27 protein-coding genes and 3 pseudogenes are annotated in these 23,298 nt (G+C 68.8%); 13 read left to right on the top strand and 17 right to left on the bottom strand.

Translation table 11 applies throughout. From position 1 onward, the window contains the following. The first annotated feature begins 270 nt into the window (after positions 1–270). Positions 271–654, top strand: a complete 384-nt coding sequence (locus tag ACZ7M3_RS37385; protein WP_472069404.1) for a rhodanese-like domain-containing protein — start codon at positions 271–273, stop codon at positions 652–654. Beyond that, positions 651–1,403, top strand: coding sequence for a sulfite exporter TauE/SafE family protein (locus ACZ7M3_RS37380; protein WP_472069402.1), 753 nt, complete (start codon positions 651–653; stop codon positions 1,401–1,403). Before ACZ7M3_RS37385 ends, ACZ7M3_RS37380 begins: the two co-directional genes overlap by 4 nt. Before the next feature lie 21 nt (positions 1,404–1,424). On the opposite strand, the gene ACZ7M3_RS37375 is transcribed toward ACZ7M3_RS37380, so the two are convergent. Continuing rightward, positions 1,425–1,706, bottom strand: a complete 282-nt coding sequence (locus ACZ7M3_RS37375) for a metal-sensitive transcriptional regulator (RefSeq protein WP_472069400.1) — start codon at positions 1,704–1,706, stop codon at positions 1,425–1,427. Positions 1,707–1,779: 73 nt separating this feature from the next. On the opposite strand from ACZ7M3_RS37375, the gene ACZ7M3_RS37370 reads away from it, so the two are divergent. From ACZ7M3_RS37370 to ACZ7M3_RS37360, 3 genes are all read left to right on the top strand, one after another. Beyond that, the gene (locus ACZ7M3_RS37370; protein ID WP_472069398.1) at positions 1,780–2,361 is read left to right on the top strand and encodes a rhodanese-like domain-containing protein; all 582 of its coding nucleotides are present in this window, start codon (positions 1,780–1,782) and stop codon (positions 2,359–2,361) included. 158 nt (positions 2,362–2,519) lie between these two features. Then, the gene (locus tag ACZ7M3_RS37365) at positions 2,520–2,894 is read left to right on the top strand and encodes a roadblock/LC7 domain-containing protein (RefSeq protein WP_181648450.1); all 375 of its coding nucleotides are present in this window, start codon (positions 2,520–2,522) and stop codon (positions 2,892–2,894) included. A gap of 200 nt (positions 2,895–3,094) precedes the next feature. Beyond that, positions 3,095–3,454 (top strand): ArsR/SmtB family transcription factor, encoded by a 360-nt coding sequence (locus tag ACZ7M3_RS37360; RefSeq protein WP_060900065.1) that lies wholly within the window; start codon positions 3,095–3,097, stop codon positions 3,452–3,454. Positions 3,455–3,486: 32 nt separating this feature from the next. Here ACZ7M3_RS37360 and ACZ7M3_RS37355 read toward each other — a convergent pair whose 3' ends face one another. The 4 genes from ACZ7M3_RS37355 to ACZ7M3_RS37340 all read right to left on the bottom strand — a co-directional run bounded on the left by ACZ7M3_RS37355 (position 3,487) and on the right by ACZ7M3_RS37340 (position 6,229). Next, positions 3,487–3,666 (bottom strand): hypothetical protein, encoded by a 180-nt coding sequence (locus tag ACZ7M3_RS37355; RefSeq protein WP_472069396.1) that lies wholly within the window; start codon positions 3,664–3,666, stop codon positions 3,487–3,489. Positions 3,667–3,936: 270 nt separating this feature from the next. Beyond that, the gene (locus ACZ7M3_RS37350) at positions 3,937–4,290 is read right to left on the bottom strand and encodes a VOC family protein (RefSeq protein ID WP_472069394.1); all 354 of its coding nucleotides are present in this window, start codon (positions 4,288–4,290) and stop codon (positions 3,937–3,939) included. 116 nt (positions 4,291–4,406) lie between these two features. Further along, positions 4,407–5,411, bottom strand: coding sequence for an RICIN domain-containing protein (locus tag ACZ7M3_RS37345; protein WP_472069392.1), 1,005 nt, complete (start codon positions 5,409–5,411; stop codon positions 4,407–4,409). Between the two features lie 65 nt (positions 5,412–5,476). Next, the gene (locus ACZ7M3_RS37340; RefSeq protein WP_472069390.1) at positions 5,477–6,229 is read right to left on the bottom strand and encodes a CHAP domain-containing protein; all 753 of its coding nucleotides are present in this window, start codon (positions 6,227–6,229) and stop codon (positions 5,477–5,479) included. Positions 6,230–6,543: 314 nt separating this feature from the next. Here ACZ7M3_RS37340 and ACZ7M3_RS37335 point away from each other — a divergent pair, with 314 nt between their 5' ends. Continuing rightward, positions 6,544–7,089, top strand: a complete 546-nt coding sequence (locus tag ACZ7M3_RS37335) for a hypothetical protein (RefSeq protein WP_472069388.1) — start codon at positions 6,544–6,546, stop codon at positions 7,087–7,089. A gap of 471 nt (positions 7,090–7,560) precedes the next feature. On the opposite strand, the pseudogene ACZ7M3_RS37330 reads toward ACZ7M3_RS37335, so the two are convergent. After that, positions 7,561–7,716, bottom strand: a pseudogene (locus ACZ7M3_RS37330) (DNA primase); the annotation flags it as partial. A gap of 400 nt (positions 7,717–8,116) precedes the next feature. On the opposite strand from ACZ7M3_RS37330, the gene ACZ7M3_RS37325 reads away from it, so the two are divergent. Then, a complete protein-coding gene (locus ACZ7M3_RS37325) occupies positions 8,117–8,341 on the top strand; it encodes a hypothetical protein (RefSeq protein ID WP_472069386.1) in 225 nt (74 codons plus the stop codon). Positions 8,342–8,449: 108 nt separating this feature from the next. On the opposite strand, the gene ACZ7M3_RS37320 is transcribed toward ACZ7M3_RS37325, so the two are convergent. From ACZ7M3_RS37320 to ACZ7M3_RS37310, 3 genes and pseudogenes are all read right to left on the bottom strand, one after another. Continuing rightward, positions 8,450–8,608, bottom strand: a complete 159-nt coding sequence (locus tag ACZ7M3_RS37320; protein ID WP_472069384.1) for a hypothetical protein — start codon at positions 8,606–8,608, stop codon at positions 8,450–8,452. A gap of 287 nt (positions 8,609–8,895) precedes the next feature. After that, a pseudogene (locus ACZ7M3_RS37315) lies at positions 8,896–9,168 on the bottom strand (IS630 family transposase); the annotation flags it as partial. Positions 9,169–9,350: 182 nt separating this feature from the next. Beyond that, entirely contained in the window at positions 9,351–10,562 is a 1,212-nt protein-coding gene (locus ACZ7M3_RS37310) for a Cmx/CmrA family chloramphenicol efflux MFS transporter (protein WP_472069382.1), read from the bottom strand. Positions 10,563–10,807: 245 nt separating this feature from the next. Here ACZ7M3_RS37310 and ACZ7M3_RS37305 point away from each other — a divergent pair, with 245 nt between their 5' ends. Beyond that, a complete protein-coding gene (locus ACZ7M3_RS37305) occupies positions 10,808–11,695 on the top strand; it encodes a helix-turn-helix transcriptional regulator (RefSeq protein WP_472069380.1) in 888 nt (295 codons plus the stop codon). 175 nt (positions 11,696–11,870) lie between these two features. Here the strand turns inward: ACZ7M3_RS37305 and ACZ7M3_RS37300 are convergent, their stop codons facing one another. The 6 genes from ACZ7M3_RS37300 to ACZ7M3_RS37275 form a co-directional block, all read right to left on the bottom strand. After that, positions 11,871–12,857, bottom strand: coding sequence for an SDR family NAD(P)-dependent oxidoreductase (locus ACZ7M3_RS37300; RefSeq protein ID WP_472069378.1), 987 nt, complete (start codon positions 12,855–12,857; stop codon positions 11,871–11,873). Between the two features lie 108 nt (positions 12,858–12,965). Continuing rightward, complete coding sequence (locus ACZ7M3_RS37295) at positions 12,966–13,979, bottom strand: NADP-dependent oxidoreductase (RefSeq protein WP_472069376.1); 1,014 nt, start codon at positions 13,977–13,979, stop codon at positions 12,966–12,968. 6 nt (positions 13,980–13,985) lie between these two features. Then, positions 13,986–14,390 carry a nuclear transport factor 2 family protein gene (locus tag ACZ7M3_RS37290; protein WP_472069374.1) on the bottom strand — a complete coding sequence of 135 codons (405 nt, stop codon included), beginning with the start codon at positions 14,388–14,390 and terminating at the stop codon, positions 13,986–13,988. A gap of 55 nt (positions 14,391–14,445) precedes the next feature. Then, entirely contained in the window at positions 14,446–14,730 is a 285-nt protein-coding gene (locus ACZ7M3_RS37285; protein ID WP_472069372.1) for a hypothetical protein, read from the bottom strand. 5 nt (positions 14,731–14,735) lie between these two features. Then, positions 14,736–15,017 (bottom strand): hypothetical protein, encoded by a 282-nt coding sequence (locus ACZ7M3_RS37280; protein WP_472069370.1) that lies wholly within the window; start codon positions 15,015–15,017, stop codon positions 14,736–14,738. A gap of 195 nt (positions 15,018–15,212) precedes the next feature. Then, positions 15,213–16,091, bottom strand: coding sequence for a helix-turn-helix transcriptional regulator (locus ACZ7M3_RS37275; protein WP_472069368.1), 879 nt, complete (start codon positions 16,089–16,091; stop codon positions 15,213–15,215). Positions 16,092–16,422: 331 nt separating this feature from the next. Between ACZ7M3_RS37275 and ACZ7M3_RS37270 the strand changes: the two genes are divergently transcribed. Both ACZ7M3_RS37270 and ACZ7M3_RS37265 read left to right on the top strand, forming a co-directional pair. Then, on the top strand, positions 16,423–17,331 hold the full coding sequence (locus ACZ7M3_RS37270; protein ID WP_472069366.1) for an MBL fold metallo-hydrolase: 909 nt from the start codon (positions 16,423–16,425) through the stop codon (positions 17,329–17,331). Positions 17,332–17,406: 75 nt separating this feature from the next. Beyond that, positions 17,407–18,015, top strand: coding sequence for a TIGR03086 family metal-binding protein (locus ACZ7M3_RS37265; RefSeq protein WP_472069364.1), 609 nt, complete (start codon positions 17,407–17,409; stop codon positions 18,013–18,015). 79 nt (positions 18,016–18,094) lie between these two features. Here ACZ7M3_RS37265 and ACZ7M3_RS37260 read toward each other — a convergent pair. Next, a pseudogene (locus ACZ7M3_RS37260) lies at positions 18,095–18,264 on the bottom strand (transposase); the annotation flags it as partial. Positions 18,265–18,444: 180 nt separating this feature from the next. Here ACZ7M3_RS37260 and ACZ7M3_RS37255 point away from each other — a divergent pair. Continuing rightward, on the top strand, positions 18,445–19,200 hold the full coding sequence (locus ACZ7M3_RS37255) for a hypothetical protein (protein WP_472069362.1): 756 nt from the start codon (positions 18,445–18,447) through the stop codon (positions 19,198–19,200). A 214-nt stretch (positions 19,201–19,414) separates the two neighbouring features. Here the strand turns inward: ACZ7M3_RS37255 and ACZ7M3_RS37250 are convergent, their stop codons facing one another. Further along, positions 19,415–19,675, bottom strand: a complete 261-nt coding sequence (locus ACZ7M3_RS37250) for a glycoside hydrolase family 76 protein (protein WP_472069360.1) — start codon at positions 19,673–19,675, stop codon at positions 19,415–19,417. Positions 19,676–20,102: 427 nt separating this feature from the next. Between ACZ7M3_RS37250 and ACZ7M3_RS37245 the strand changes: the two genes are divergently transcribed. Both ACZ7M3_RS37245 and ACZ7M3_RS37240 read left to right on the top strand, forming a co-directional pair. Then, positions 20,103–21,713 carry a glycoside hydrolase family 27 protein gene (locus tag ACZ7M3_RS37245; RefSeq protein WP_472069358.1) on the top strand — a complete coding sequence of 537 codons (1,611 nt, stop codon included), beginning with the start codon at positions 20,103–20,105 and terminating at the stop codon, positions 21,711–21,713. A 32-nt stretch (positions 21,714–21,745) separates the two neighbouring features. Beyond that, a complete protein-coding gene (locus tag ACZ7M3_RS37240) occupies positions 21,746–23,206 on the top strand; it encodes a glycoside hydrolase family 76 protein (protein ID WP_472069356.1) in 1,461 nt (486 codons plus the stop codon). Positions 23,207–23,298 lie beyond the last annotated feature (92 nt).

The following is a 23,298-nucleotide window of genomic DNA, read 5'->3' as shown; positions in this document are numbered from 1 at the left end:
ACGGGCTGACCCTCGCCTGGTCCGGCACAGGCTGACTTCCATCTGGTCGGGCATGGACCGACCCGCAGCTGGTCCGGCACCGACCGACCTCGGCCGGTCTCGCGGGGACCGACCCGCAGCTGGTCCGGCACCGACCGACCTCGGCCGGTCATGCGGGGACCGACCCGCACCGGTCCCGACGACACCCGGTCCCGTACGGACTACTGCACCTCAGTCAGTCCCGCGCGGACCCCCGCCCCCCGCCGCAACACCCTTCGGAGTGATGAGCCCATGTTCTTCCGCAGTCGCAGTCGCAGCGGCAGTCGCAGCAGCACCTCCCGTCGTCTCGACCCTGTCCAGGCCCACCAGCGGGCCGCCCACGGCCAGGCCGTCCTGCTCGACGTCCGTGAAACCGTCGAGTGGGAGGCGGGACACGCACCGGATGCGCTGCACCTGCCCCTGTCCCGGCTGGTGGCGGGGGAAGCCCTGCCGCCGACCGCCCAGGGCAGGCCCGTCGTGGCGATCTGCCGCTCCGGTCGGCGTTCCCGACAGGCCGTCGAGATCCTGACCGGCCGCGGCACGAAGGCCACCGATGTCACCGGCGGCATGGTCGCCTGGGCGCGGGCCGGTCTGCCGGTGGCCGGCCCGGATGGAGACGACGGTGCCATAGCGTGAGCGCGTTCGTTCTTGCGCTTGTCGCGGGGGCCCTGGTCGGACTCGCGCTGGGCGCGCTGGGCGGGGGAGGCAGCGTCCTCGCCGTGCCCGCCCTGATCTACCTGCTCGGTTTCACCCCGGCGGCGGCCACCACCGCAAGCCTCCTGATCGTCACCGCGACCTCGCTCACGGCCCTGTTCGGCCACGCCCGCAGCGGCCATGTGCGGTGGCGGGCCGGCACCCTGTTCGCGGCCGCCGGCATCCTCCCGGCCGTGGCGGCCGGAGCGGCGTCGGCCCGGCTGCCGCAGCCGCTGCTGATCGCCGCGTTCGCCGCCGTCGCCGCCCTGGCGGCCACTCGCATGCTGCGTCCCTCACGGGCGACGTCCACAACGGAGCCCGGCGCTGTCCGGCCGGCCAGGGCCCTCGGCACCGGAGCGGGGCTGGGCGCGCTGACCGGACTGCTGGGGGTGGGCGGCGGGTTCCTCGCCGTGCCGGCCCTGGTCACCGTCCTGGCCTTCGAGATGCAGGCCGCCATCGGCACCAGCCTGCTGATCATCTCGGTCAACTCGCTGGCCTCGCTGCTCAGCCGCGGTGCCACGACGTCGGGCCTGGACTGGACGTTGATCGCACCCTTCACGGGGACCGCGATCCTGGGCGCCTGGGACGGCAAACGCCTGGCCGGCAAGGTCTCGGGCCGCGTCCTTCAGCGCACCTTCGCCGTGGTCCTGCTGGCGGTCGCCGGGTTCATGCTCGTCGACGCCCTGACCTGACCCCGGCCGGTCCCGGCGGACTCACGCCAGGGACAGGAACAGCTTCTCCAGACGGGCCCGCATCCGCTCACGGTCGCCGCCGGCGGCCGGGTCGGCATCGGTCAGACAGTGCTGCAGGCCGGTCGCGATGATCGCGAACCCGGCCTTGTCCAGCGCCCGGGAGGCCGCGGCGAGCTGGGTGACCACGTCCTCGCAGTCCCGTCCCTCCTCGATCATCTTGATCACTCCGGCGATCTGCCCCTGCGCCCGGCGCAGTCGGTTGACCACCGTCTTCAGTTCCTCGGCTGCCATCGCCAGTTCCACAGGCACTCCCTCGATATACCCCCGCCGGTATCCTGTCCGTGGGGTGAAGCACCAGAAAGAGAAGGAAATTCCCGTGACCCCCACCTCCCTCACCCTCGACCAGGCCCACGCCCGGCTCCACGAGCTGACCGTCATCGATGTGCGTACCCCCGCCGAGTACATCTCGGGCCACATGGCGGGCGCCCACAACATCCCCCTGGACCATCTCGACGCGGCGGTGCCTGTCCTGAAGCCCGCCGCCGAACGCCGCGACCTCGTCATGGTGTGCGCCTCAGGCGCCCGCTCCGCGCAGGCCTGCGCCACCCTCGCCGCACACGGCATCGCCGCCGCCACCCTCACCGGCGGCACCACCGCCTGGAGCCGGCACGGACACGACCTGCGTCGTCCCGCCGACGCCCGCGGCGTGTGGCCCATGGACCGTCAGGTCCGCTTCGTCGCCGGGTCGCTGGTCCTCGTCGGACTCGCGGTCGGACAACGCCGTTCGGTCGCTCGCTGGTTGTCCGTCGGCGTCGCCGGAGGCCTGGTCTACTCGGCCGTCAGTGGCAGTTGCGCCATGGCCCGTGTTCTGGCCAAGCTCCCGCTCAACCAGCCCCGTGCCACCGACCTGGACGCCACCCTCGCCACCCTCGCCGCACTGGCCGCAATGGGGCAGTAGCAGTCGAGAATCGATGCCATTGCGCTCATCTCCGATCGCCGGATGTCAGCCTCGGAGATACTCCCTTCGGCGCCCCGGTCGTCCGCATACGGTGCGGTCACGCGGCGGGACGGGCATCGCCGATCCCGCCGTGCAGCCGACAACCAAGGGGAGGCGCTATGGCGAGTGTGGAAGTGTCGCTGAAGGAAATGATGACCGCGGCCGAGGGAGCGTTGGGGGCGGCCGTGGTCGACTACACCAGCGGCATGGCGCTGGGCACGCTGGGCGGGGGCAAGGACCTCGACCTCACGATCGCTGCCGCCGGGAATACAGATGTCGTCCGCGCGAAGGTGCGGACGATGGAGCAACTGGGTCTCAAGAGCCGGATCGAAGACATCCTGATCACTCTCGAAACGCAGTACCACCTCATCCGACCGGTCACCGGACGCAACGGCAACGGTCTGTTCCTCTACCTCGTGCTCGACAAGGCGCGATCGAACCTGGCGATGGCCCGCCATCAACTCAAGCGCGTCGAGGAGCAGTTGGAAGTCTAGGGCGGCCGGATCCTCGGACTGACGTGCGCCCACGATGTGAAGACTTCTTCAAGTCACCACATCAGCATCATCCCAACAGGTGGATGCGTGCGGCCGTGAGCGAGAAGGATCGGCAGCGACGGGCACGTGGTGCGGCGGCGCCTTCCGGGCGTCACCGCACCAGGTGACGACCATCCCCACGCGGCAGGGAGCGAGCACCGATGCGGGTCCCCCTCTACCAGGCCAAGGCAGAGTTCTTCCGCATGCTGGGACACCCCGTGCGCATCAGGGTCCTCGAGCTGCTGCAACACGGTCCCGTCCCGGTGCGGGACCTGCTCGCCGACCTCGACATCGAGCCGTCCAGCCTGTCGCAGCAGCTGGCCGTCCTGCGTCGTTCCGGCATCGTGGTGTCCATCCGTGAGGGCTCCACCGTGAGCTACGCGCTGGCCGGCGGCGACGTCGCGGAGCTCCTGCGTGCGGCCCGCCGCATCCTCACGGAGCTGCTGGCCGGGCAGAACGAACTGTTGGTCGAACTGCGGCAGAACGACACGTCCCTACCACCGGTGTCCTCCGGCGGCTGAGCCTGTGCGGGGCCGTGGGTCGCGTCGCTCCGTCATGCTTTCGCGGGCGGCACACCGACCAGTTTCGCCAGGAATCGGTCGACATGCTCCTCCAACGGGGGCCGGGGCAGCTCGGGTTGGTTGACGCGCAGTGACACCGCGCCATGGACGGCCGTCCGCAGATCCAGGGATACGGTCTCGGCGTCGCCCCCGGGCGCCGGCCCGGCGCCCATGCAGGGACGGATCGCCGCCAGGAAAGCTCCCGCGCTCACATCGGCCGCGCACCGGGCGCGGGGGCGGCACCGGATGAGGTCCGCGCCGCCGTCCGCGTCACCGCGCCATTCGGAATGACACGGACCTGGAGTGCCGCGGGCGGCCTCGACGCGCTGCTCGCCGAGCGGGAGGAACAGGAGGGGAGGCGGACGCCCGGCGCCGCCTGATCCTCCTCGCCCGCGCCAAGGTTGTCGCCACGGTGCAATTCCCGCGCCTGCGTGAAGACGCGGTCAGACGGGCTGCCACAGCTCGATCCGATTGCCCTCGGGATCGGTGACCCAGCCGAATCGACCGACACCCTCCATGTCCTGCGTCTCTTCAGACACGTCCGCTCCCTTGGCGCGCAATTGCGCGAGCATCGCATCCAGGTCGCGGACCCGGAAGTTGAGCATGGCCTGCTGGGCGCGGGACCCGAAGTAGTCGGTCTCGGACTCGAACGTCGCGAACACCGTCGGCCCGGTCTCCTGACGCCACAGTCCATTCTCTTCGGCGTCCAGGCCCAGGCAGTCGCGATACCATGCGTTCAGGGCCGCCGGGTCAGAGGCCCGCATGAAGTACCCACCGATTCCAAGCACACGTTCCATGCCGCTATCTTGCCAGGAGGGCGATCAGGCGGGCCGGCACCACACCAACGCCCGCTTCACGCCCCCGTCTCGATCGCGGGGCGTCTCGCTCGGCCGTCCGTGAACCACGGCCAGGCTCACAGCGCGGCTTCGACGACGAAGAGCTGGGCGTCCGTGCCCGAGCAGGGTTCGACGACGGCCTCCGCGCCCGCGACGGTGCTCGCGGCTCTGATGCCCACGCACTTCTCGTCGGTCACATGGATCAGATAGGTCCGGCCGGCGGCCTTCCCGGAGACCCCGGAATCCCGCGATTCCCCGGATTGCCCGGATTCCCGGGATCGTTCTGATTTCTTGCGTTCCGTGCGTTCCGTGCGTACGAAGCGGAAGGCGGTGGTCCGATCGCACGCCTCCCAGGGTTCGAGCAGATCCTTGCCGGGCCCGGAGGTGAGCGCCTTCAGACAGCCTTTCCCCTGGTCGGGGCGGAACCAGGAGATGCGGTAGGCGTTCTTGCCCACCGGCTCCAGGGTCGTCGTCTGGGGCTCCGTCTCGCCGCACGGGCGCTGTACGGCGACGAGGGAGCCGTACCGGTTGTCCGCCACCTGTCCGTCCGTCACACACAGGCCGGGGGACCCGAGCGGCCGGATGAGGACCTGGTCGCGCGGCAACTGCGTGGACGTGGACGTCTGTCCGGACTCGGACGTCCCCGAGCCGCCGGAGTCACGCAGGGCGGCCCAGAAGGCGGCCGTGACCACCGCGACGGCGACGACGGACACGGCGACGACGCGCGTGCGTCGGGCCTCCGTGAGTCGGCGGACCGTGCCAGGGGCGTTCGCCGCCGAGGCACCGCTCTCCGAGGACGGCGCCGGAGATTCGGCGGCGCGCTGCCGGGCGGCAAGCCATTCGTCCACGTCATCGCCCTCCCCGCATGCGCGGACGAACGCGGCCAGCAGTTCCGGTCGCGGCAGTGAGCCGTTGCGCAGCACGTCGGCCAGCGTGCTGCGCGGCAGCAGCTCCCCGTGCCGGGCGGCGCGCTCCTCCAGCTGTCGGTACGTCAGCCGGGAGCGCGCCTTCAGCTCGCGCAGCTCCGCGTTCAGCTCAACCGCGGTCCGTAACTCCTGCAGCGCGAGCGCCCTCTGTTCCATGCGATCCATACTTGTCGTGGGCCTGCCATGGAACAAAACCCTTTCAGGTCAACGTCACCGGACGACTACCGCGCCTTCGGCGAGGTGTAGCCGAGGACCCTGCCCGCCGTGGCGGCCTGGGTCTTCTTGTAGGTGAGCTGCTCGAGCGAGGTGTTGCCCTCCACGGAGTTGTAGACCTTCCTGGCGGTGTTGTACGAGGTCACGACGCCCACGTGGTCGGCCCGGCCGTCACCGTTGTTGTCGTAGCTCACGACGTCACCGGGCTTCGGCTTGTAGGTGTTCGCCGCCACCTGCGCCTTGGTGTGCCAGGTTCCGTTGGACCTGCCGTACGTGCGGAAGGAGTCGGCTGCCGCGTTCAGGCCGGTGATCCTCGCCTTGCCCCAGTACCAGGTGTACTTGGCGAAATCAGCGCACCAGGCGCGCGAGGTCCACTTGACGCTGGTCCAGGTCTTCGTCCAGACGCCGTTGACCTTGATGTACATGTAGCCCTTGCTCGTCCCGCATGCCTGGCGGTTGACGATCGTGCCGGTGCGGGGCGCGCTGGTGTGGTCCCACTGGAGGTTTGCCTTCGCCGTCCAGAAGCCGGTGTAGAAGTTGCAGTTGTTCCTCTCGGTGTCGCCGTCCTTGGCGTCGCCCTCGTACTTCCGCTTCTGCACCTCGGCGTTGCCGCTCGTGTACTGGCCCAGCGCCTGCTCGGCGATCAGCGCCCCCGGAGCGGTGGCCGCGTGGGCCGGGGCGGCCATGGCGAGGCTCCCCAGTGTCATGGCCAGGGCCGCCCCCGCGACGGCTGTGGTCTTCACCGTGTTCCTTGCGGACATCCCGTGTTTCCTTCCATTCGATCCGTACCGGACCCGAAGGCGGGTCCGGCTGACAGACCGAAAGGCTGGCCAGGGTGTTCGAGGTCATCAATGGGTTGAAGTGTCCAGGACATGTCCGGGACATCCGTGGCCTGTCCGGCCTGGTCAGGGGCTTGTCCGGGCGGCACGCGGTGAGCGGAACGGGGCACCGGACCCCTCTTCGGGAGGAGAGACGCGGAGCCCTCGGGCAGACTTCGGACGCAACCCCGCGCCCTTCGTGTGTGTCTTGACCCGCAGGAGCGGCGCAGTGCGCGCGGCAGGGTGAGGAGCTCGCGATGATGTCCGTACGCATGTGGGGGCCCGGAGTGGGAGCCGTGGCAGTGCTGTTGGCGACGGCAGCGTGGGCGCGGTGGCCGGCGGGCGTGGACACACGGCTGTGGTCCGAGGTGCGACCGGTGGTCGAGGCCCGGCTCGTGACTCAGGCAGCGGGGAGCGGCTACGGGGAGAGCATGCCTGCCCTCAGGGCGAAGTGGTTCTGCCGGGCGGACGCACTGGACCTCCGGGAGAACGGAGACCGGGTGCGGGCCGGGGTCGACACACTGTGCCTGGAGTACGGGGTGCGTGACGGCGCCCTCGTGGAGTGCGGCGGCGCTCACTTCCCGCAGGTGGTGCGGCTGGAGCGGGACACCGACGGCGGCTACCGCGTCGTGGCGCAGGAGGAGCCGCCGGACGGCGCCGGCTATGCCGAGTGGGAGGAGAACCACTTCAGCTTCCTTGCCGAATCCCGGCTCGACGACGACGCCGGGACGCCGGCCGCGCTGGAGACCGCGGCCCGCGCGCACTTCGCACTGCCCGCCGGCGCACCGGTCGAGGCTTGCTGAGCCCCCAGCCCCTCCGCTCGGCCGTCCTCACAGACAGACCTTGTCGTAGGGCACGTCGGCCCGGTACCTGTGTCAGGTCGATGTTCCGCCGGTGGGTGGCGGAGGCGGGTTCGCCCTGAATTCCGTGAACCGTGATCGTTTTGTCAGACACGGCCCAGAAGGCTCATGGCGTGGCCGCATGGTCAGCGCTGGGCCACTGAACCAGCCGCTTCGCATGGTAGGGAGGTAGCCGATCCACGCAGTTCACCATCTGCCTTCCTAGGCACGGACGCGCGCAGGACGATGGCGGGCACGGGGGGATGGAGAAGCGCAGCGCGACGAGTCAGTGCGGTCTACTTTGTGTTGGCATTGGGCGGGATCCTCGGCGCGTTGTGGGTCGCGCACCGTTTTCACCTTGGGGCGGCCGTGACTGCAGCGTCACTGCTGCCTACGCCGGCTGCGGCGCGTGAACGATCCGTATCCCATGATGGTGAGGTAGCGGCGGCCGCCCTCGATGAGCCACTGCAGGATGCCGGGGCCCTCGTCACGGATGAGTTCGAGCGCAAGATTGTCGATCTTGCGGTGGTCGGGGACGGTCCGCTCGAAAGGCAGCAGACGGATGCGGCGCCAGAACGCGAAGCCCCCGATCTGCAGCGGCCCCTCGGGGTGATGGCGTCACGGGTGCTCTTCCAGACCTCGACGAGTTCCTCGGAGCGGTGATGCCCTCGGAAGCGGCCCGCTCCCCACGGGACGGCTCACCTGCCGGAGGGGCTCTCGCGCCAGGGGCTCGAGGTGCCTGTCAGCGGATAGGCCGCTACCGTCGAAAGAGGTGAGGTCGCGATTCAGGGCACGTCCCGCGACGCGCTCCCGCAAAGGTGAGCCTGCAGCCGGGAGACGTGCGTCCCTTGCTTTCACGCGCCGACCTCGACGACAGCGCCGCATCGGTATTCGGGCGGCACCATTCAGCCATCGCGGACCCCATGCTTCGGCGTGAGGCCATCCCTCTCGCGCTGGGACAGTGCGAGAACGTGGAAGAAAGAGCAGAGCCATGCGAGCACATCGCGCCAAGCGCGCCTTCGTCTGCGTCGCGGCCGGCTTCCTACTGGCCGGCGGCACCGCAATCGGAGTGGCGGGCACGGCCGCAGCAGCCGCCCCCGCCACGACGACCGTCTCGGTTCCCGCGGGCTGCTCGTGGCACAGCGGCTGGTACGACAGTTACCACCACTGGCACCAGGGCTATTGGGAATGCGACTCGAACCGGAACAACCGCTGACTTGCCCGCCGTCCGGGCGAGTGGCCGCTGGTACGACTCACCCCTCAGGCTCTGCCGGACGTTCAGCGGTCACCAGGGCGTACGCCGGCCTGTGCATCCAGTACAGGGTCAGCGGGCACACAGCGTGCAGACCTGGAGAAACCCACGTACGACGCCGGCCGGCGACTCGGAGGTGAGGACCCCGGCCACGTTGGCGGACATAGCGACGGCCACGGCGAACAGGAACGTCACGGCGTGACCGGACAGCTTGGACAAGGAACGGGTCAACGGCCACCGGAACGGCGTAGGACGGCCTCGACTGTCAGCGCACCTTCTCCTCGCCCTGAGTTCGTCCCGCCCAAGGACGGCCGGCATCGCCCCTCCTGCCGCACCGACCTGCGCCAGCAGTGGGCAACCGGCGAAATGCGGTGCTCGGGGTGACGGAATGCGCGGGGCGCAAGGTCAGTTGGTTGGGCGGCTGCCTCGGGGCTTTACGACGGCCCGCGGGACGGCGACGGGTCCCCGGGGGCGAGCCTTGGAGCACCAGGGGCGCGGGGAACTGCGCGACAAGCCTCGGGAACCCCCGGCATCATCGGCAGCACCGGCTGGGACCGGTCCAAGGCCTGGATCTGCGACTTCTCGTTCACACAGAACACCAATGCCCGCTCGGACGGGTCCAGACAGAGGCCGACGACATCGTGGACCTTGTCGACGAAGTACGGATCGGTCGACAGCTCGAAGGTCTCGGACCGGTGCGGCTGCAGGCCGAACGCCCGCCAGATCCGTGACACCGACGACTGTGAGAGGCCCATCTCTTTCGCCATCGACCGTGTCGACCAGTGCGTTGCGAATCCGGTACTGCACGAACCTGACCCGCCAACGACCCACCGCATGCGGTGTGGAACCGAGTTGAGCCGCCACGTCCATGTTCGAGGCACCCTCCGCGCAGGCCAGGATGATCCGACACCGCAAGGCCCACGCCTCCGGCGTGGAACGACCCCGCACCGAAGACTGGTTTCGGTTGCAGTTGTCAGGAGGCAGCGGGAGCGTGCTCCAGTTCGGAGACGGTTGTGGGCTCCTCGGTTCCCGCTTCGTGGCGTCGGGTGAGGTGGCGGTCCAGCAGAACGCTGCCCATGTGGGCGACCCCGAAGGCCGCGCCGATCCAGGCCGTACCCGCCAGCCCCAGTCCCGTGTTGATCACGAGGCCGGATGCCAGGGGGGCGACGGCGATGCCGACGTTGAAGGCGGCTATGTTCACGGCGCCGCCGAGCGTCCTGGTCTCTCCGAGAATGGAGAAGACTCTGGCGTTGACTGCGGGCGTGACTCCGAAGTTGGCGGCGCCCAGGAGCGCCACGAGCGCGATCGTGACCCAGGCGACATGTGCGGTCACTGTGAGTGCTGTCGCGGCGACGATGAAGGCGGCCATGCCCACCAGTAGGAGTGTGAAGGGGGCGCGGTCGGCTACGCGTCCTCCGATGGTCAGGCCGATGAACGCGCCGACGCCGTAGAGTCCGAGCACGAGGGGCACCAGGCCTGTACTGAGGCCGGTGACGTCCTCCAGCAGGGCTCCGAGGTAGGAGAAGATCGCGAATTGGGCGGCCACGGTCAGTGCGGTGGTGGCGTAGGCGACCCAGAGCCGTGGCTGCATCAGCGAGCGCAGTTCCGTGGTCAGACGCGGCTGTGCCGTTGTCGTGTCCCGGCCGCCGGGCAGGGCGATGAGCAGTGCGATCGTGGACAGAGCGGTCATCGCGGCTACGGCCCAGAAGGCGGCCTCCCAGCCGGCGTGCTGTGCGAGCAGGGTGCCGCCGGGGACACCGATGATCGTGGCCACGCTCAGTCCCGAGACGACCACTCCCATGGCCCGGCCCTGCTTGTCGGCGTCCACCAGCGAGATGGCCGCGACCGAGGCCATGGCCCAGAATCCGGCATACGCCATGGCCGACAGCACCCGCATGGCCAGCAGGAATCCGAAGTGCGGGACGAGGGCGGCGCCGACGTGGGCGGCGATGAAGACGAGCTGGAAGCCGACCAGCGCGGCACGGCGCGGCATCCTCAGGGTGACCAGGCTCATCAGCGGTGCTCCGACGAGCATGCCGATGGCGAAGGCGGACACCAGCATTCCGGCGGAGGCGAGGGGGATGTCGAGGTCCTGGGCGATGGAGGGCATCACGCCGGAGAGCATGAATTCCGAGGTGCCCTGGGCGAAGATGCCCAGCCCAAGGACGTAGATCACAAAGGGCATGATTCATCTGCTTCGTGTGAGGAACGAGGGGTAACCGGGTGCTCCGCTCGGCCGTGCGCGGCCCTTTCTCAGAAAGGGCCCGTTGCCGGCGAGGTCCACCTGTGGAGGCGGCGTTGCCTCCCGGTTCGCGTCCAGCATCCCGCCCGGGACACGCGTGCGGACGCCACGCGCGCGCCCTGCTGAACCTAGGTCTGGCTGGTCCACTCACCGGTCCGTCACGCCGCTGTAGTGGTATCACTGGATGCATGGATCAAAGCGACGAGCTCGGTGACTTCCTGCGCTCGCGCCGGGCCCGTCTGCGTCCCGAGGACGCGGGGGCGGCTTTCAGCGGCGGTGCGCGCCGGGTCCCGGGACTGCGCCGTGAAGAGGTCGCGCACCTGGCCGGGGTGAGCACGGACTACTACGCCCGTCTCGAACAGGGCCGGCACCCCCACGTCTCGGAGGCGGTGCTGGAGGCGGTCGCCCGCGCGCTGCGCCTGGACGACACCGAACGCGGCTACCTCTTCGAACTCGCCCGCCCCAAGTCCCCCAGCTCGGAACGGCGCCGTCCGGCCCCGCTGCCGCGCGTGCGTCCGGCGATCCACCAGATGCTGGACGTCCTCAACGATGTCTCGCCGACCCTGGTCCTCAACCACCGCAGCGACGTCCTGGCAGTCAATCATCTTGCCAAGGCGCTGATCACGGACTTCGACGCACTGCCGCACCGCGACCGCAACTTCGTCCGATTCGTACTGCTCCAGCCCGCCGCCCGTGACCTCTATCAGGACTGGGACCGGGTTGCGGAGGCGTTCGTCGCCAGTCTTCGTCTGGCTGCCGGACGCCATCCCGACGACCGCCTGCTGAACGAATTCGTCGAGGAGCTGTCCACAAAGGTTCCCGAGTTCTCCACCTGGTGGGCCGGCCACCGCGTGGACCAGTGCGCCCACGGCACCCGGCGCCTTGTTCACCCCGTGGTCGGCGAACTCACCCTCTCCTACGAGATTCTGGCCCTGCCCGCCGACCCTGACCTGAGTATCTGCCTCTACACCGCGGAACCTGGTTCGGCTTCCGCGGAGACGCTCAACATGCTCGCCAGCTGGAGTGCCCCGACGGGCGTACGAGGGCGCAACTCCTCCGAGGCACCCTCAAGTTGACTCCCAAAGGGCGTCCGTAATTTCCGCTCAGGTGTGACCTGCGGCAGCCGTCCTGCCGCTGCCGCGAGGTGTTGTGCCTTCGTCGGCGCGGTCCCGGACGATGGCCGACTCCTCTGCGGACTCCCAGGACCGCGCATGGAGGCAGATGTTCTTTGCATCGCGGCGAGGATTCTGCTCATGCGCCTGTTGCGGCGAGTGACAGTTCCCACAGGTGCTTGGCGGCGTCCGGGTCGAGCGCGTATGGGGCTACGCCGCCGGGGGCGGATCCCACGGCGTCGGCCGACAGCTTCTCCGCTTCGTTGTTGTCCTCGAAGTAGCGGCCGCCGATGCCCTCCATCTGGGGGGAGGTCGCGACGAGCACGCTGGTCGCGGCGCCTTGGGCGATGGTCTTGAACCGGAACGGTGCGCCCTGGATCGAGCCGAATTCTCCGGCTGCCTCGGCGGCGCGCAGCTGTGCGGCCTGGTCCGGATCCATGTAGCGCGACAGGTTCGTCGACATGATCACGCCGGGGTGGACGGCGTTGGCGGTGATCCCGTCGGTGGCCCAGCGGTTGCTCGCCTCGACCGCGAAGAGAACGTTGGCGGTCTTGGACTGCCCGTAGGCGAGCCACGGGTCGTAGGCGCGGTTGTTGAAATTGATGTCGTCGAACTCCACGGGCGAGGCGTGGTGGCCGCGGGAGCTCAGCGACACGATCCGCGCGCTGCCGGCGGCCGCGAGCGCGTCGTGCAGGCCGAGCGCGAGCGCGAAGTGGCCGAGATGGTTGGACGCGAACTGCAGCTCCCAGCCGTCCGGTGTGCGCTCGAGCGTGGGCAGTGCCATCACGCCGGCGTTGTTGACGAGGATGTGCAGGGGCCCGGTCCAGGCGTTCGTGAAGGCGGCGATCGACGCCTGGTCGGCGAGGTCGAGCGGGCCGACATGGACGGCGTCGTTTCCGGTGGCCTTGCGGATGTCGGTGGCGGTGCGCTCGCCGGCGTCCGTGTTGCGGACCGCGAGGGTGACCGAGGCACCGGCGCCCGCGAGGGCGCGGGCGGTCTCGGCGCCGAGACCCGAGGCGGCGCCGGTGACGACCGCGTGCTTGCCGGAAAGGTCGATGCCTTCGATGACCTCGGCGGCCGTCGACTCTTCTCCGAAGGGGGTGTGGATGTGCTGGGTGTTTGTCATGACCTCAAGTCCTAGTCATTGGTCGGTTGTTTTCCCTCACCTGAACAGGTGAGGGAGGCGGTCCCGGCAGACCTGGTGCAGGTGCGCCGGAAAGACAGAGGGGTGGGCTCACGCCTGGTGCTCGAGCTCGAGGACGAGCTTGCCGGTGTTCTTGCCGACGAACAGGCGCCTGAGCGTGGCCGGGAACGTCTCGATGTCGCCGTGCATCGTGTCCTCGATGCTCGTCAGCTGACCGTCGGCGAGCCAGTGCGACATCTGCGCCATGGCCTCGGGATACCGGTCGGCGAAGGTGGGAACGGCGACGCCTGCCATGGAGGCGCTCCGGTACAGCAGGGTCAGGTAGTTGCTCGGTCCCACGACCGCATCGGCGTTGTCGTACTGGGAGATCGCGCCGCTGATGACGACTCGCGCGCCGCGGGCGAGGCGGGTGAGTGCCTGGTTGAGGATGTCTCCGCCGACGTTGTCGAAGAACACGTCGACGTATCGGGGGGTGCGGTCGCGCAACTGGTCGAGAAAGTCGTCCCGCTTGTAGTCGATGGCGGCGCTGAACCCGAGCCGGTCGACGAGCATGCGCGTCTTCTCGGGGCCGCCCGCGATCCCGATCACGTGCGCGCCCTTGATCCTCGCGATCTGACCGGCGGCGCTTCCCACGGCCCCGGCTGCTCCCGATACGAGCACCACGTCGCCCGCGTCGAGCCGGCCGACGTCGAGGAGCCCGAAGTAGGCTGTCATGCCGGTCATGCCCAGGACGCCGAGATACGCCGCGAGCGACCGGCCCTCCTCGGGGTGGACCTTATGGACCCCGGTTCCGTCCGACAGCGCGAACTCCCGGACGCCGAACGTGCCGTGGACGAAGTCGCCCTCCGTGAAGCCGGGGTGGCGGGAGTCCACGACCTGTCCGATCGTGATCGCCCGCATGACCGCTCCGACGTCCACCGGAGTGACGTGCTCTGCTTTCATCCAGCCGCGCATGGCAGGGTCGATCGACAAGTGTGTGACCTTGACCAGGAACTCGCCGTCGCCGGGCACGGGAATGGGTGTCCGGACGAGCTCGAAGTCGGAGTCTTCGAAGGGGCCGGCCGGGCGGGCTTTGAGGCGGAACTGGCGATTGGTGCCGGTCATCTCGGCTCACCTCGCCCGTTCGTGCGGGAAGCGGTCGCCGAACATCGGGAGGCCGCTTGCGGACTCGGCGCGGGTCGCCTCGTCCTCCCAGACGTCCCAGTGTTCGGCCAGTCTGCCGTTCTCGACACGCGCCACGTCGGCCACGACGGGGGCGGTCTCGCCGGTGCCGGAGTACTTGCCGTAGAGCATCACGTAGTCGCCCTCGGCGACGGCGAGCTGGTTGTCGTAGCGCAGGGCGGCGGGCAGGGCGCGAACGAGGTTGAACAGACCCTCCCGCCCCGGCGGGATGTGCCGGCTGTGCTGAAGGTAGTCCTCGGACCAGAACTCCTCCGCGGCCGCGTAGTCGCGCTTGCCGAAGAGTGTGTCGAAGGCCGTCAGAACGAGTTCTTTGTTCTGCTCGGGTGTGGACATGCCGTGCTCCAGTGGATGATTGTCATGAGTGCCTCGGGCGTCGTCACCTGTGCGGCTACGCACGCTTCGCGCTGACGCCGGCGAGGCGGCGCCACTGGGTGAGCGGCGGTGTCTCGCCTCCCTCGGCGGTGATGAGCTGCAGGGCCAGGTGGTCGGCGCCGGCGGTGTGGAACTCGGTCAGGCGGTCGCTGATCGCGTCGTCGGTTCCCCAGGCCACCAGGGCGTCGACCAAGCGGTCGCTGCCGCCGCCGGTGAAGTCGTCAGCGGTGAAGCCGAGGCGTTCGAAGTTCGTGCTGCCGATCTGTGGGCGTGGACCTCCCCTGGCCCGGAGGGGTGTCATGCCGTTCACTGGGCCGGTCGAGCCGTTGCTGCCGCGGCTCGGCCGAGGGCCTGGAATGCGGCCTCGCCTCTGGCGACCTGAATGAGTGGGTCTGGCCGGCCGAGAGACAAGGGGCGGAACAGTCGCTCATGCAGGGACCCGGACCAGGCGCTCGTGAAGGCGGCGATCAACGCCCTGTCGGCGAGGTCGAGCGGGCCGACATGGACGGCGTCGTTCCCGGCCGCCTTGCGGATGCCGGTCGCGGTGCGCTCGTCGACGTCCGTGCTGCGGACCGCGAAGGTGACCAAGGCGCCGGCGCTCGCGAGGGTACGGGCGGTCTCAGCGCGAGACCCGACGCGGCGCCGATGACGACCGCCTGCTTGCCGGAAAGGTCGACGCCCTCGATGACCGCGGCGGCCGTCGACCCTTCTCCGAAGGGAGTCTGGATGAGCGTGGACGTCATGGCCTCAAGTCCTCGTCACTGATCGGCCGCCTGTTCCTCATCAGCCGTACGGCGCCTGGGAGGGGGCGGCCTCGGGTGTGTTCGTCGGTGTGGTCCAGCTGGCGAGCAGGCGGAGTGTTTCCGCGGAGGCGGAGCCGGGTTCGGTGGTGTAGAGCACGATGCTCTGGTCAGGGTCGGCGGGCAGAGCCAGCGTTTCGTAGGAGAGGGTGAGTTCGCCGACCACGGGGTGGACAAGGCGTTGGGCGCACTGGTCCACGCGGTGGCCGGCCCACCAGGTGGAGAACTCGGGAACCTTGATGAACAGCTCCCCGACGAGTTCGTTCAGCAGGCGGTCGTCGGGATGGCGTCCGGAGGCCAGGCGCAGACTGGCGACGAAGGTCTCCGCGACCCGGTCCCAGTCCTGGTACAGGTCACGGGCGGCGGGCTGGAGCAGTACGAATCGGGCGAGGTTGCGGTCGCGGTGCGGCAGTGCGTCGAAGTCTGTGATCAGCTGTCTGGCCAGGTGGTTGGCGCCCAGGACGTCGCTGCGGTGGTTGATGACGACGGCCGGTGAGACGTCGTTCAGGACGTCCAGCATCTGGTGGATCGGCTGCCTCATGCGTGGTGCGCGGGCGGGACTGCTCCGGTGGCGTCCGGGTGTCCTGGGTCGGGCGAGTTCGAAGAGGTAGCCGCGTTCGGTGTCGTCCAGGCGCAGGGCGCGGGCGACCGCCTCCAGTACCGTCTCGGAGACGTGGGGATGCCGGCCCTGTTCGAGGCGGGCGTAGTAGTCCGTGCTCACCCCGGCCAGATGTGCGACTTCCTCGCGGCGCAGTCCGGGCACCCGGCGCGCGCCGCCGCTGAAAGCCGCCCCCGCGTCCTCGGGACGCAGACGGGCGCGCCGCGAGCGCAGGAAGTCCCCCAGTTCGCCGTTGTCGTTCATGCGGCCAGTGTGCTCCCCGTAGCGGCGTGACGGGCCGGTGAAGGTGGACCAGTCAGACCTAGGTTCAGCAGGGCGCCCTTGGAGCGTCCGCGCGCAGGCACAGCAGGCCATGCTGGCTGAAAAGCGGCGACCTTCTCCCGCGACGAAGCCAGAGGACCTCCTTGCGCCGGACTGGAGAAAGGAGCGGCTGTCCTGCACCGGCCCGCTGTCGCCTCGAAGACCGCGCTGCCGCAGGCCAGGACCGAGCCAGTCCTCACGCGGCCCCTTGGAACCCCATCACGAGACACCCCTCCGCCCCAGCCCTGGGGCGGGCCACCCGAAGGAGATCACCATGACCGAGTTCGCGCCTGTACCCGACTTCGCCCTGGGCCCGGACATCCCGGAGTCCGGGTATGTCGTCCAGGACCTGGGCGGCGGTGCCCACTTCGTCACCCAGGGGATGATCAACACGATGTTCGTGGAGACGAAGAACGGTGTCGTCCTCGTGGACGCCTCACCGTTCCTGGGGGACAAACTGCTGGAGGCGATCGAGTCGGTCACCCCCAAGCCGGTCACCCACCTCATCTACAGCCACGCGCACGCCGACCACATCGGGGCGGCTCACCTGCTGAAGCGGGACGGCCTGAAGATCATCTCCCATGAGATCACCGGCGAGTTCATCAAGGAGGTCAAGAACGACGACCGGCGTCCCCTGCCCACCGAGACCTTCAGTGGCCGGCGCAAGGAGATGGACATCGACGGGGTGCGGTTCGTCCTCGACTACACGGGAGACTGGCATCAGGCCGGCAACCTGTTCATCCACCTGCCGGAGCTGAAGCTCATGGGAGCGATGGACAGCTTCACCCCGAAGAGCGCGCCGTTCTTCCGCCTGTACTTCTCCGCGCATGTGCCCGCGTACTTCGACGCCATGGACCAGTTGCTGGAGTACGACTACGAGACCATCGTCACCGGCCATATGGCCCTGCCCGGTACGCCCGAGGACGTGGCGACGAACGGGGAGTACATCCGGGACCTGCGCGCCGCTGCTTCCGAAGCACTGCGCACGGTCGACATGAAGGAAGCCTCGGCCGCCGCCAAGGTGCCGGCCAGCAACAAGCAGGCGGAAATCAAGGTCTGGATGGATGCGGTCACCGCTCGCGCGGCCGAACTCATGCCGTCCTGGGAAAAGCGACTGGGAGGAACCGACATCTTCCTCTCCGACAACCTCAACGCCACCGCGTGGAGCGCCTTCATCGACTAGGACGACGCCCTACGCATGAGGGGCGAACCGCGGTGATCGCGTTCGTCGCAGTCGACTTCGAAGGAGGGATGCCGCATGCTGCCGGCGACGAAGGTGGAGCGGTTGGCGCAGAGCATCGATCTGGTCGTGGACGCCGTGCGCGGTGCACCGGTCGACCAGTATCACAACCCGACGCCGTGTTCGGCGTGGACGGTGAGAGACCTCGTCAATCACATCGCCATGATGCTGCTGATGACGAGAGACGTGGGCACCCGCAAGGCATCGGATCCGAGCCTGCTGACCGCGAACCCGGTGCCCCTCCTCGCCGGGCGGCCGGAGTCCGAGTGGGCGTTGCTCCTGGCCGGCGCGGCGGAACCGGCGGCCAGGGCCTGGTCCGAACCGGCAGCGTGGGAGGGCGAGGCCGGCCTCGGCGGACCGCCCATGCCCGCGACCGCGCTCGGCGGGATCCTGATCGCCGACTTCACCGTCCACGCCTGGGACATGACAGCAGCCACCGGACAACGGCGCACCGTTCCCGCGTCCTTGGCCGAAGCCACGTTCGCGACATACTCGCGTGAGGCACCCCGCATGCGCAGTCTCGGCCTTCTGGGTGACGAAGTACCCCAAGACGCAGACGCATCCGTGCTCGACCGCGCACTGGCCCTCAGCGGCAGAAACCCCCGATGGACACCAGCGGCGCATTAGGGTGCGCCCGACGGTCCACCGGGGCCTTCATCGCCAGCGAACCTTCCTGCCTCGCGTACGGCTGGTGCGTCGATCACGCGTTCTGGAAGCCCTGGTCGACCAAGGCCTTCTCCACGGTGTCGGTGTCGGCGGCGACCTTGTCCAGCAGCGCGATCCCGACGGCGTTGTCGTGCACGGACGCGGCGAACGCCACCACCGCGATCACCAGGCCCAACACGTCAACTGCCAGGCGCCGCGCTTGCGGCCCGGATGCGTGAACCGTGCAGGGCATGGTGCCTGGCACGGCCGCTGGGCGGTTGGGTCTGGGGCCGATGCCCTCGATACCGTATGGCTCGTTTCCGAACGGTTCGTCACCTCACCACTGTCGTGCTGGCTGGTGTGGGTTCCTGGTCTGGCCTGGCGGACCGCCGTAGGCGCGAGAGGGAACCGGTGATCAACCAGGCAGCCACGACTGGCGCAAAGGCGGATCCGGCCGCACGGTCGCTGGAGTTCCGGCACCTCAACCGCCTCATCGATCCCGGTGACGAAGGTGTCCAGATCTGGCAGATCCAGGTCATCGCAGGCGACCAGGCAGTCGGGAGCCTGCGGGCCACACGCGGCCTGTACTGGAAAGCCGACAACCTGCGCGAGCGGATGGCCGACGAGCAGCCCTTCCTGGCCTTGGTGGCGCAGCAGCTGTTCGACGAGGAGGGGCGGTTCAGCCCGGAGTTCGAGGAGTTCGTCGACATGACCGGCAGCGTCCTGGTGGTCGACGAACTGGACCTGGCCGCGCCCTGGGACGACCTCTGGATTGTCGCCGGCCTGGCCGCCGGCATCATCGACCGGCTCACAGACAACCAGTTCGCCGTAATCTTCCCCTGCGTCGCCCCCGGCGCCGCTCTCCTCGCGGAGGCCGCCACCCTGCTGGCCGCCGAACCCTTCTCCGACGACCTACTGATCATCGACACCGCCCTCGACGCCCCCGAAGAGGTCGCCCACCGCGTGCGGGAGCGCCTGCGCTCGCGAGCACGCTACGGCGGGGCAGACCCGTGGAACGAGGACTGGGATGGGAAGGAGGAAGAAGCCGAGGAGATTCTGACCGCGCGCACGAGGACCGTGCTGCGCCTGGCGCTGGAAGAGCTGGCGGGTCAGGCCTGGTCCGAAGCCGCGGCGCTGGCGGCGTGTTCGGCACGCTGCCTCCGGTAACGCTGCGCCAGGACGGAACTGGCGGAGGTAGATGGCTCGGGCCTTCGAGGACCTCGACGCAGAACTCTCCTCCGGGGCCGAGGTCAGGCTTCGCTGCACGGGGGAGGAGATGGCCCTGCCTGCTGGAACGCCTGTGTGCCGCCGGACGACTTGAAGTGCACAAGGGCGGTGCCGGGGTCGCGCATCGTGGAACAGATTCCGTCCGCGTAATCAGTCATCTCCTGGCGGTACTTGCTGCCCCGGACACCGGCTCCGGGATCAGCAGGTTTTTGCAGAAGATCGAGTTGAAGCACACCGGCTGGGTGAACAGCTGTCCCTGCGTGACGTAGTAGGCGTAGGCCGCCTCGGCGATCCGCTCGGCCCGGCGCAGATATGTGCGGTCGCGGGTTGCCTTGTGGAGGAAGACGTTGACACCGACCGGCACACCCTGGTTGTACGACAGGCGGGAGCCGCCCTGAGTGCCCAGGTGTCTCATCAGCGCGGCGTAGGCGGCAACGGCACATGACAACGCCCGTGCGCGGTTCGGATGTTGAGCCCCACCCGCAGAGCCGGCCGACTAGGCCGAGGCGGGCGTCGCGGTCAACGTGGCCTTGGCCGCAACGCCGCCGCCGACCAGCGCCCGGCGAGAGAGATTCATGCGCATCGAAACGCCTCCATGCAGAGCGCCGCTGCCTGCACGGGACGCGCAGGCGTTCGGCGAATGGAAGCGTTGCTACTGCGGCAAGAGTCCGTCAACAGGCCGCGCAGTCATGGCAGTTGTTCTCCGTCTCTTCCCAACATCCTTTGTGGTACGGACCATTGACGTCCGATCGGGGTGGTGAGATCTTCGCGATGGTTACGTTTCCATAGCTCCGGACGCCTGGATCCGTCCGGCCCCCCACGGCGAAACAGGAGACGCAGACATGACCGCCCCGTCAAGGCCATGGAGACCCCTGAGAGCGGTGCTCGCGCTGCTGCTGTTGGTGCTCTCCCCGCCCCTGCTCCTGCTGGGCTCGGCCCCGCGCGTCCACGCTCTCGACAACGGCCTGGCCCGGACGCCCCCGATGGGCTGGAACGACTGGAACGCCTTCGGCTGCAATGTCAGCGAGGCGCTGGTCGAGCAGACCGCCGACTATCTCGTCTCCTCCGGTCTGAAGGACGCGGGGTACCAGTACGTCAACATCGACGACTGCTGGATGACCTCCGCACGGAACTCCGCCGGTCAACTGGTACCCGACCCCGTCAAGTTCCCCGACGGCATCAGCGGCACCGCCGCCTACGTCCACTCCAAGGGACTCAAGCTCGGCATCTACGAGAGCGCCGGCACCGCCACCTGCCAGGGATTCCCGGGCAGCCTCGGCCATGAGCAGACGGACGCCAACAGCTTCGCCTCCTGGGGCGTCGACTATCTGAAGTACGACAACTGCAACCACCAGAACGTGCCCGACCAGCAGCGTTACACCGCCATGCGCGACGCCTTGGCCAACACCGGCCGACCGATCGTCTACAGCCTCTGCAACTGGGGCCTCGCCAGTGTGTGGACCTGGGGTGCGGGCGTCGGCAACAGTTGGCGTACCACCGACGACATCAACGTCAACTTCTCCACGGTGGTGTCGATCTACAAGGCCAACGTCCAACTCGCCCCGTACGCCAAGCCCGGCGCCTGGAACGACCCGGACATGCTCGAAGTCGGCAACGGCATGTCGTTCACCGAGGACCGCTCCCACTTCAGCCTGTGGGCCGAGATGGCCGCGCCGCTGATCGCCGGAACCGACCTGCGCAAGGCCTCCGCCGCCACGCTCTCCCTCTACGGCAACAAGGACGTCATCGCCGTGGACCAGGACTCCCTCGGCAAGCAGGGTACCGAGATCTCCTCGGCAGGTGGTCTGCACGTCCTGACCAAACCCCTCGCCAACGGTGATGTGTCGGTCGTCCTGTTCAACGAGAACTCGAGCGCCGCCACGATCACGACGTCGGCGTCCGCGGTGGGCCTGCCGGCCGCTTCGTCGTACCGGATCAACAATCTCTGGAGCCACCAGATCAGCAGCACGACCGGCAGCATAGCGGCCAACGTACCGGGGCACGGCTCCGTCATGTACCGGGTGTCCGTCGGCAGCGGAACCAGCGTCGGGACGACGCACCCGCTGATCGGAGCCTCTTCCAACCGCTGCCTCGACGCATACGAGGGCCAGACCACCCCCGGCACCAAGATCGAGATCTGGGACTGCGGCGGCGGCGCCAACCAGGCCGTTACTCTCACCGCCGCCGGTGAACTGCGGCTCTACGACGGCACCCAGTGCCTGGACGCTTACGACAACGAGACCACCTCCGGCACGAAAGTGCAGCTCTGGACCTGCAATGGCGGCGCGAACCAGCAGTGGCGCCTCAACGGAAACGGCACCATCACCGGCACCCAGTCCGGGCTCTGCCTCGATGTCACCGGAGGCGACAAGCCGGCCGGGAACGTCAACGGCACCCAGGTTGAGCTGTGGACCTGCAACGGCGGCGCCAACCAGCAGTGGCGTCTGGGCTGACGGCTCGCACCCCCCACGTCCACGGAGCTGACATGAACTCAACGGCAAGACGTGTGCGGAGAATCGGGACCGGTCTGGTCGCGACGCTGACCCTCCTGATCACGGTCACCGGCGGCGTCGCGATCGCCGCCCCCGAGGCGACGATCTGCAACAAGTACTGCGACGGCCGCGACCCGGCCCTCTCCCCGGGGGATCGCCAGCCGGTCACCGCCACCATCTACTCCCGCACCCTCGCCCTGCACTTCGACGACACCGACGCGATGGGCTGGGCCTCGATCACCAACGGCAGTCCGACCGACGAGGTCTGGCTCGACCGCTCCTTCGACGGCGGCCGCACCTGGAGCTCGGGCAGCAAGCTCGGCGACACCACCATCCCCTCAGGACAGGGGGGTTGGCGCACCCTGCTGTACAACGTCGACGACTGGAACAACAACGGCGTCGGTGCGCTGCGGGCCTGCGGCAAGGCGGGGGACCGGGCCGAGATCGCCTGCACGGCATGGGCCCGTACCACCTGGAACGCGTACAGCCGCCCCACGGCGGCGGCCACCGCGCTGATGCAGTCGTACAGCAACTCCACCGGCCTGTTCGACACCACCGGCTGGTGGAACTCCGCCAACGCCCTGACCGCGATCATCAACAACATCCGCGTCACCGGAATGCCCAGCTATAAGTACGCCATCGCGAACACCTACGACCGGCAACTGGGGGCCCAGGGCGGCCAGTTCCGCAACGACTACCTCGACGACACGGGCTGGTGGGGGCTTGCCTGGGTCGCCGCGTACGACTTGACCGGCGACAGTCGCTATCTCAACACCGCCCGCGCCGACGCCGACTACATGGCGCAGTACTGGGACTCGACGTGCGGCGGCGGGGTGTGGTGGAGCACGGCGAAGACGTACAAGAACGCCATCGCCAACTCCCTCTACCTGGAGCTGAACGCCGCCCTGCACAACCGCATCGGCGCCGACTCGGTCTATCTCGGCCGGGCGAACGCGGAGTGGTCGTGGTTCAAGGGCACCGGCATGGTCAACAGTTCGCACCTGGTCAACGACGGCATCGACCTGTCGACCTGTCGCAACAACGGGTCCACGGCATGGTCGTACAACCAGGGCGTACTCCTCGGCGGGCTGGCCGAGCTGTACCGCACGACGGGGGACTCGGCCCTGCTGACCACCGGCCGCCAGATCGGTGACGCCTCGACCACCTCGGCATCGCTGAACTCCGGCGGAATCCTGCGCGAGCCGTGTGAGACGAACGGCTGCGGGGCCGACGGGCCGACCTTCAAGGGTGCCTACGTCCGCGGTCTGAGCGCCTTCAACGCCCAGTTGTCCGACCGCCCCTACACCTCGTACCTCGCGCGGCAGGCCGACTCCGCCTACGCCAACGACCGCAACGCCCTCGACGCGTACGGATTGCACTGGGCCGGGCCGATCGACTCCACGGACGCCGCCCGCCAGCAGAGTGCGCTCGACGTGATGAACGCGGCGTCCTGACCGGTCGTCGCCGACCGCCTGGGAGATTTTGGAGGGACCCGATGACCTGCTGGAGGGTGCCCTGTCCGCACTGCTAAGATGCTGGCCATCGC

The organism is Streptomyces sp. NPDC111656 (assembly GCF_055656965.1).
This window is presented reverse-complemented; position numbering and strand designations above follow the sequence as displayed.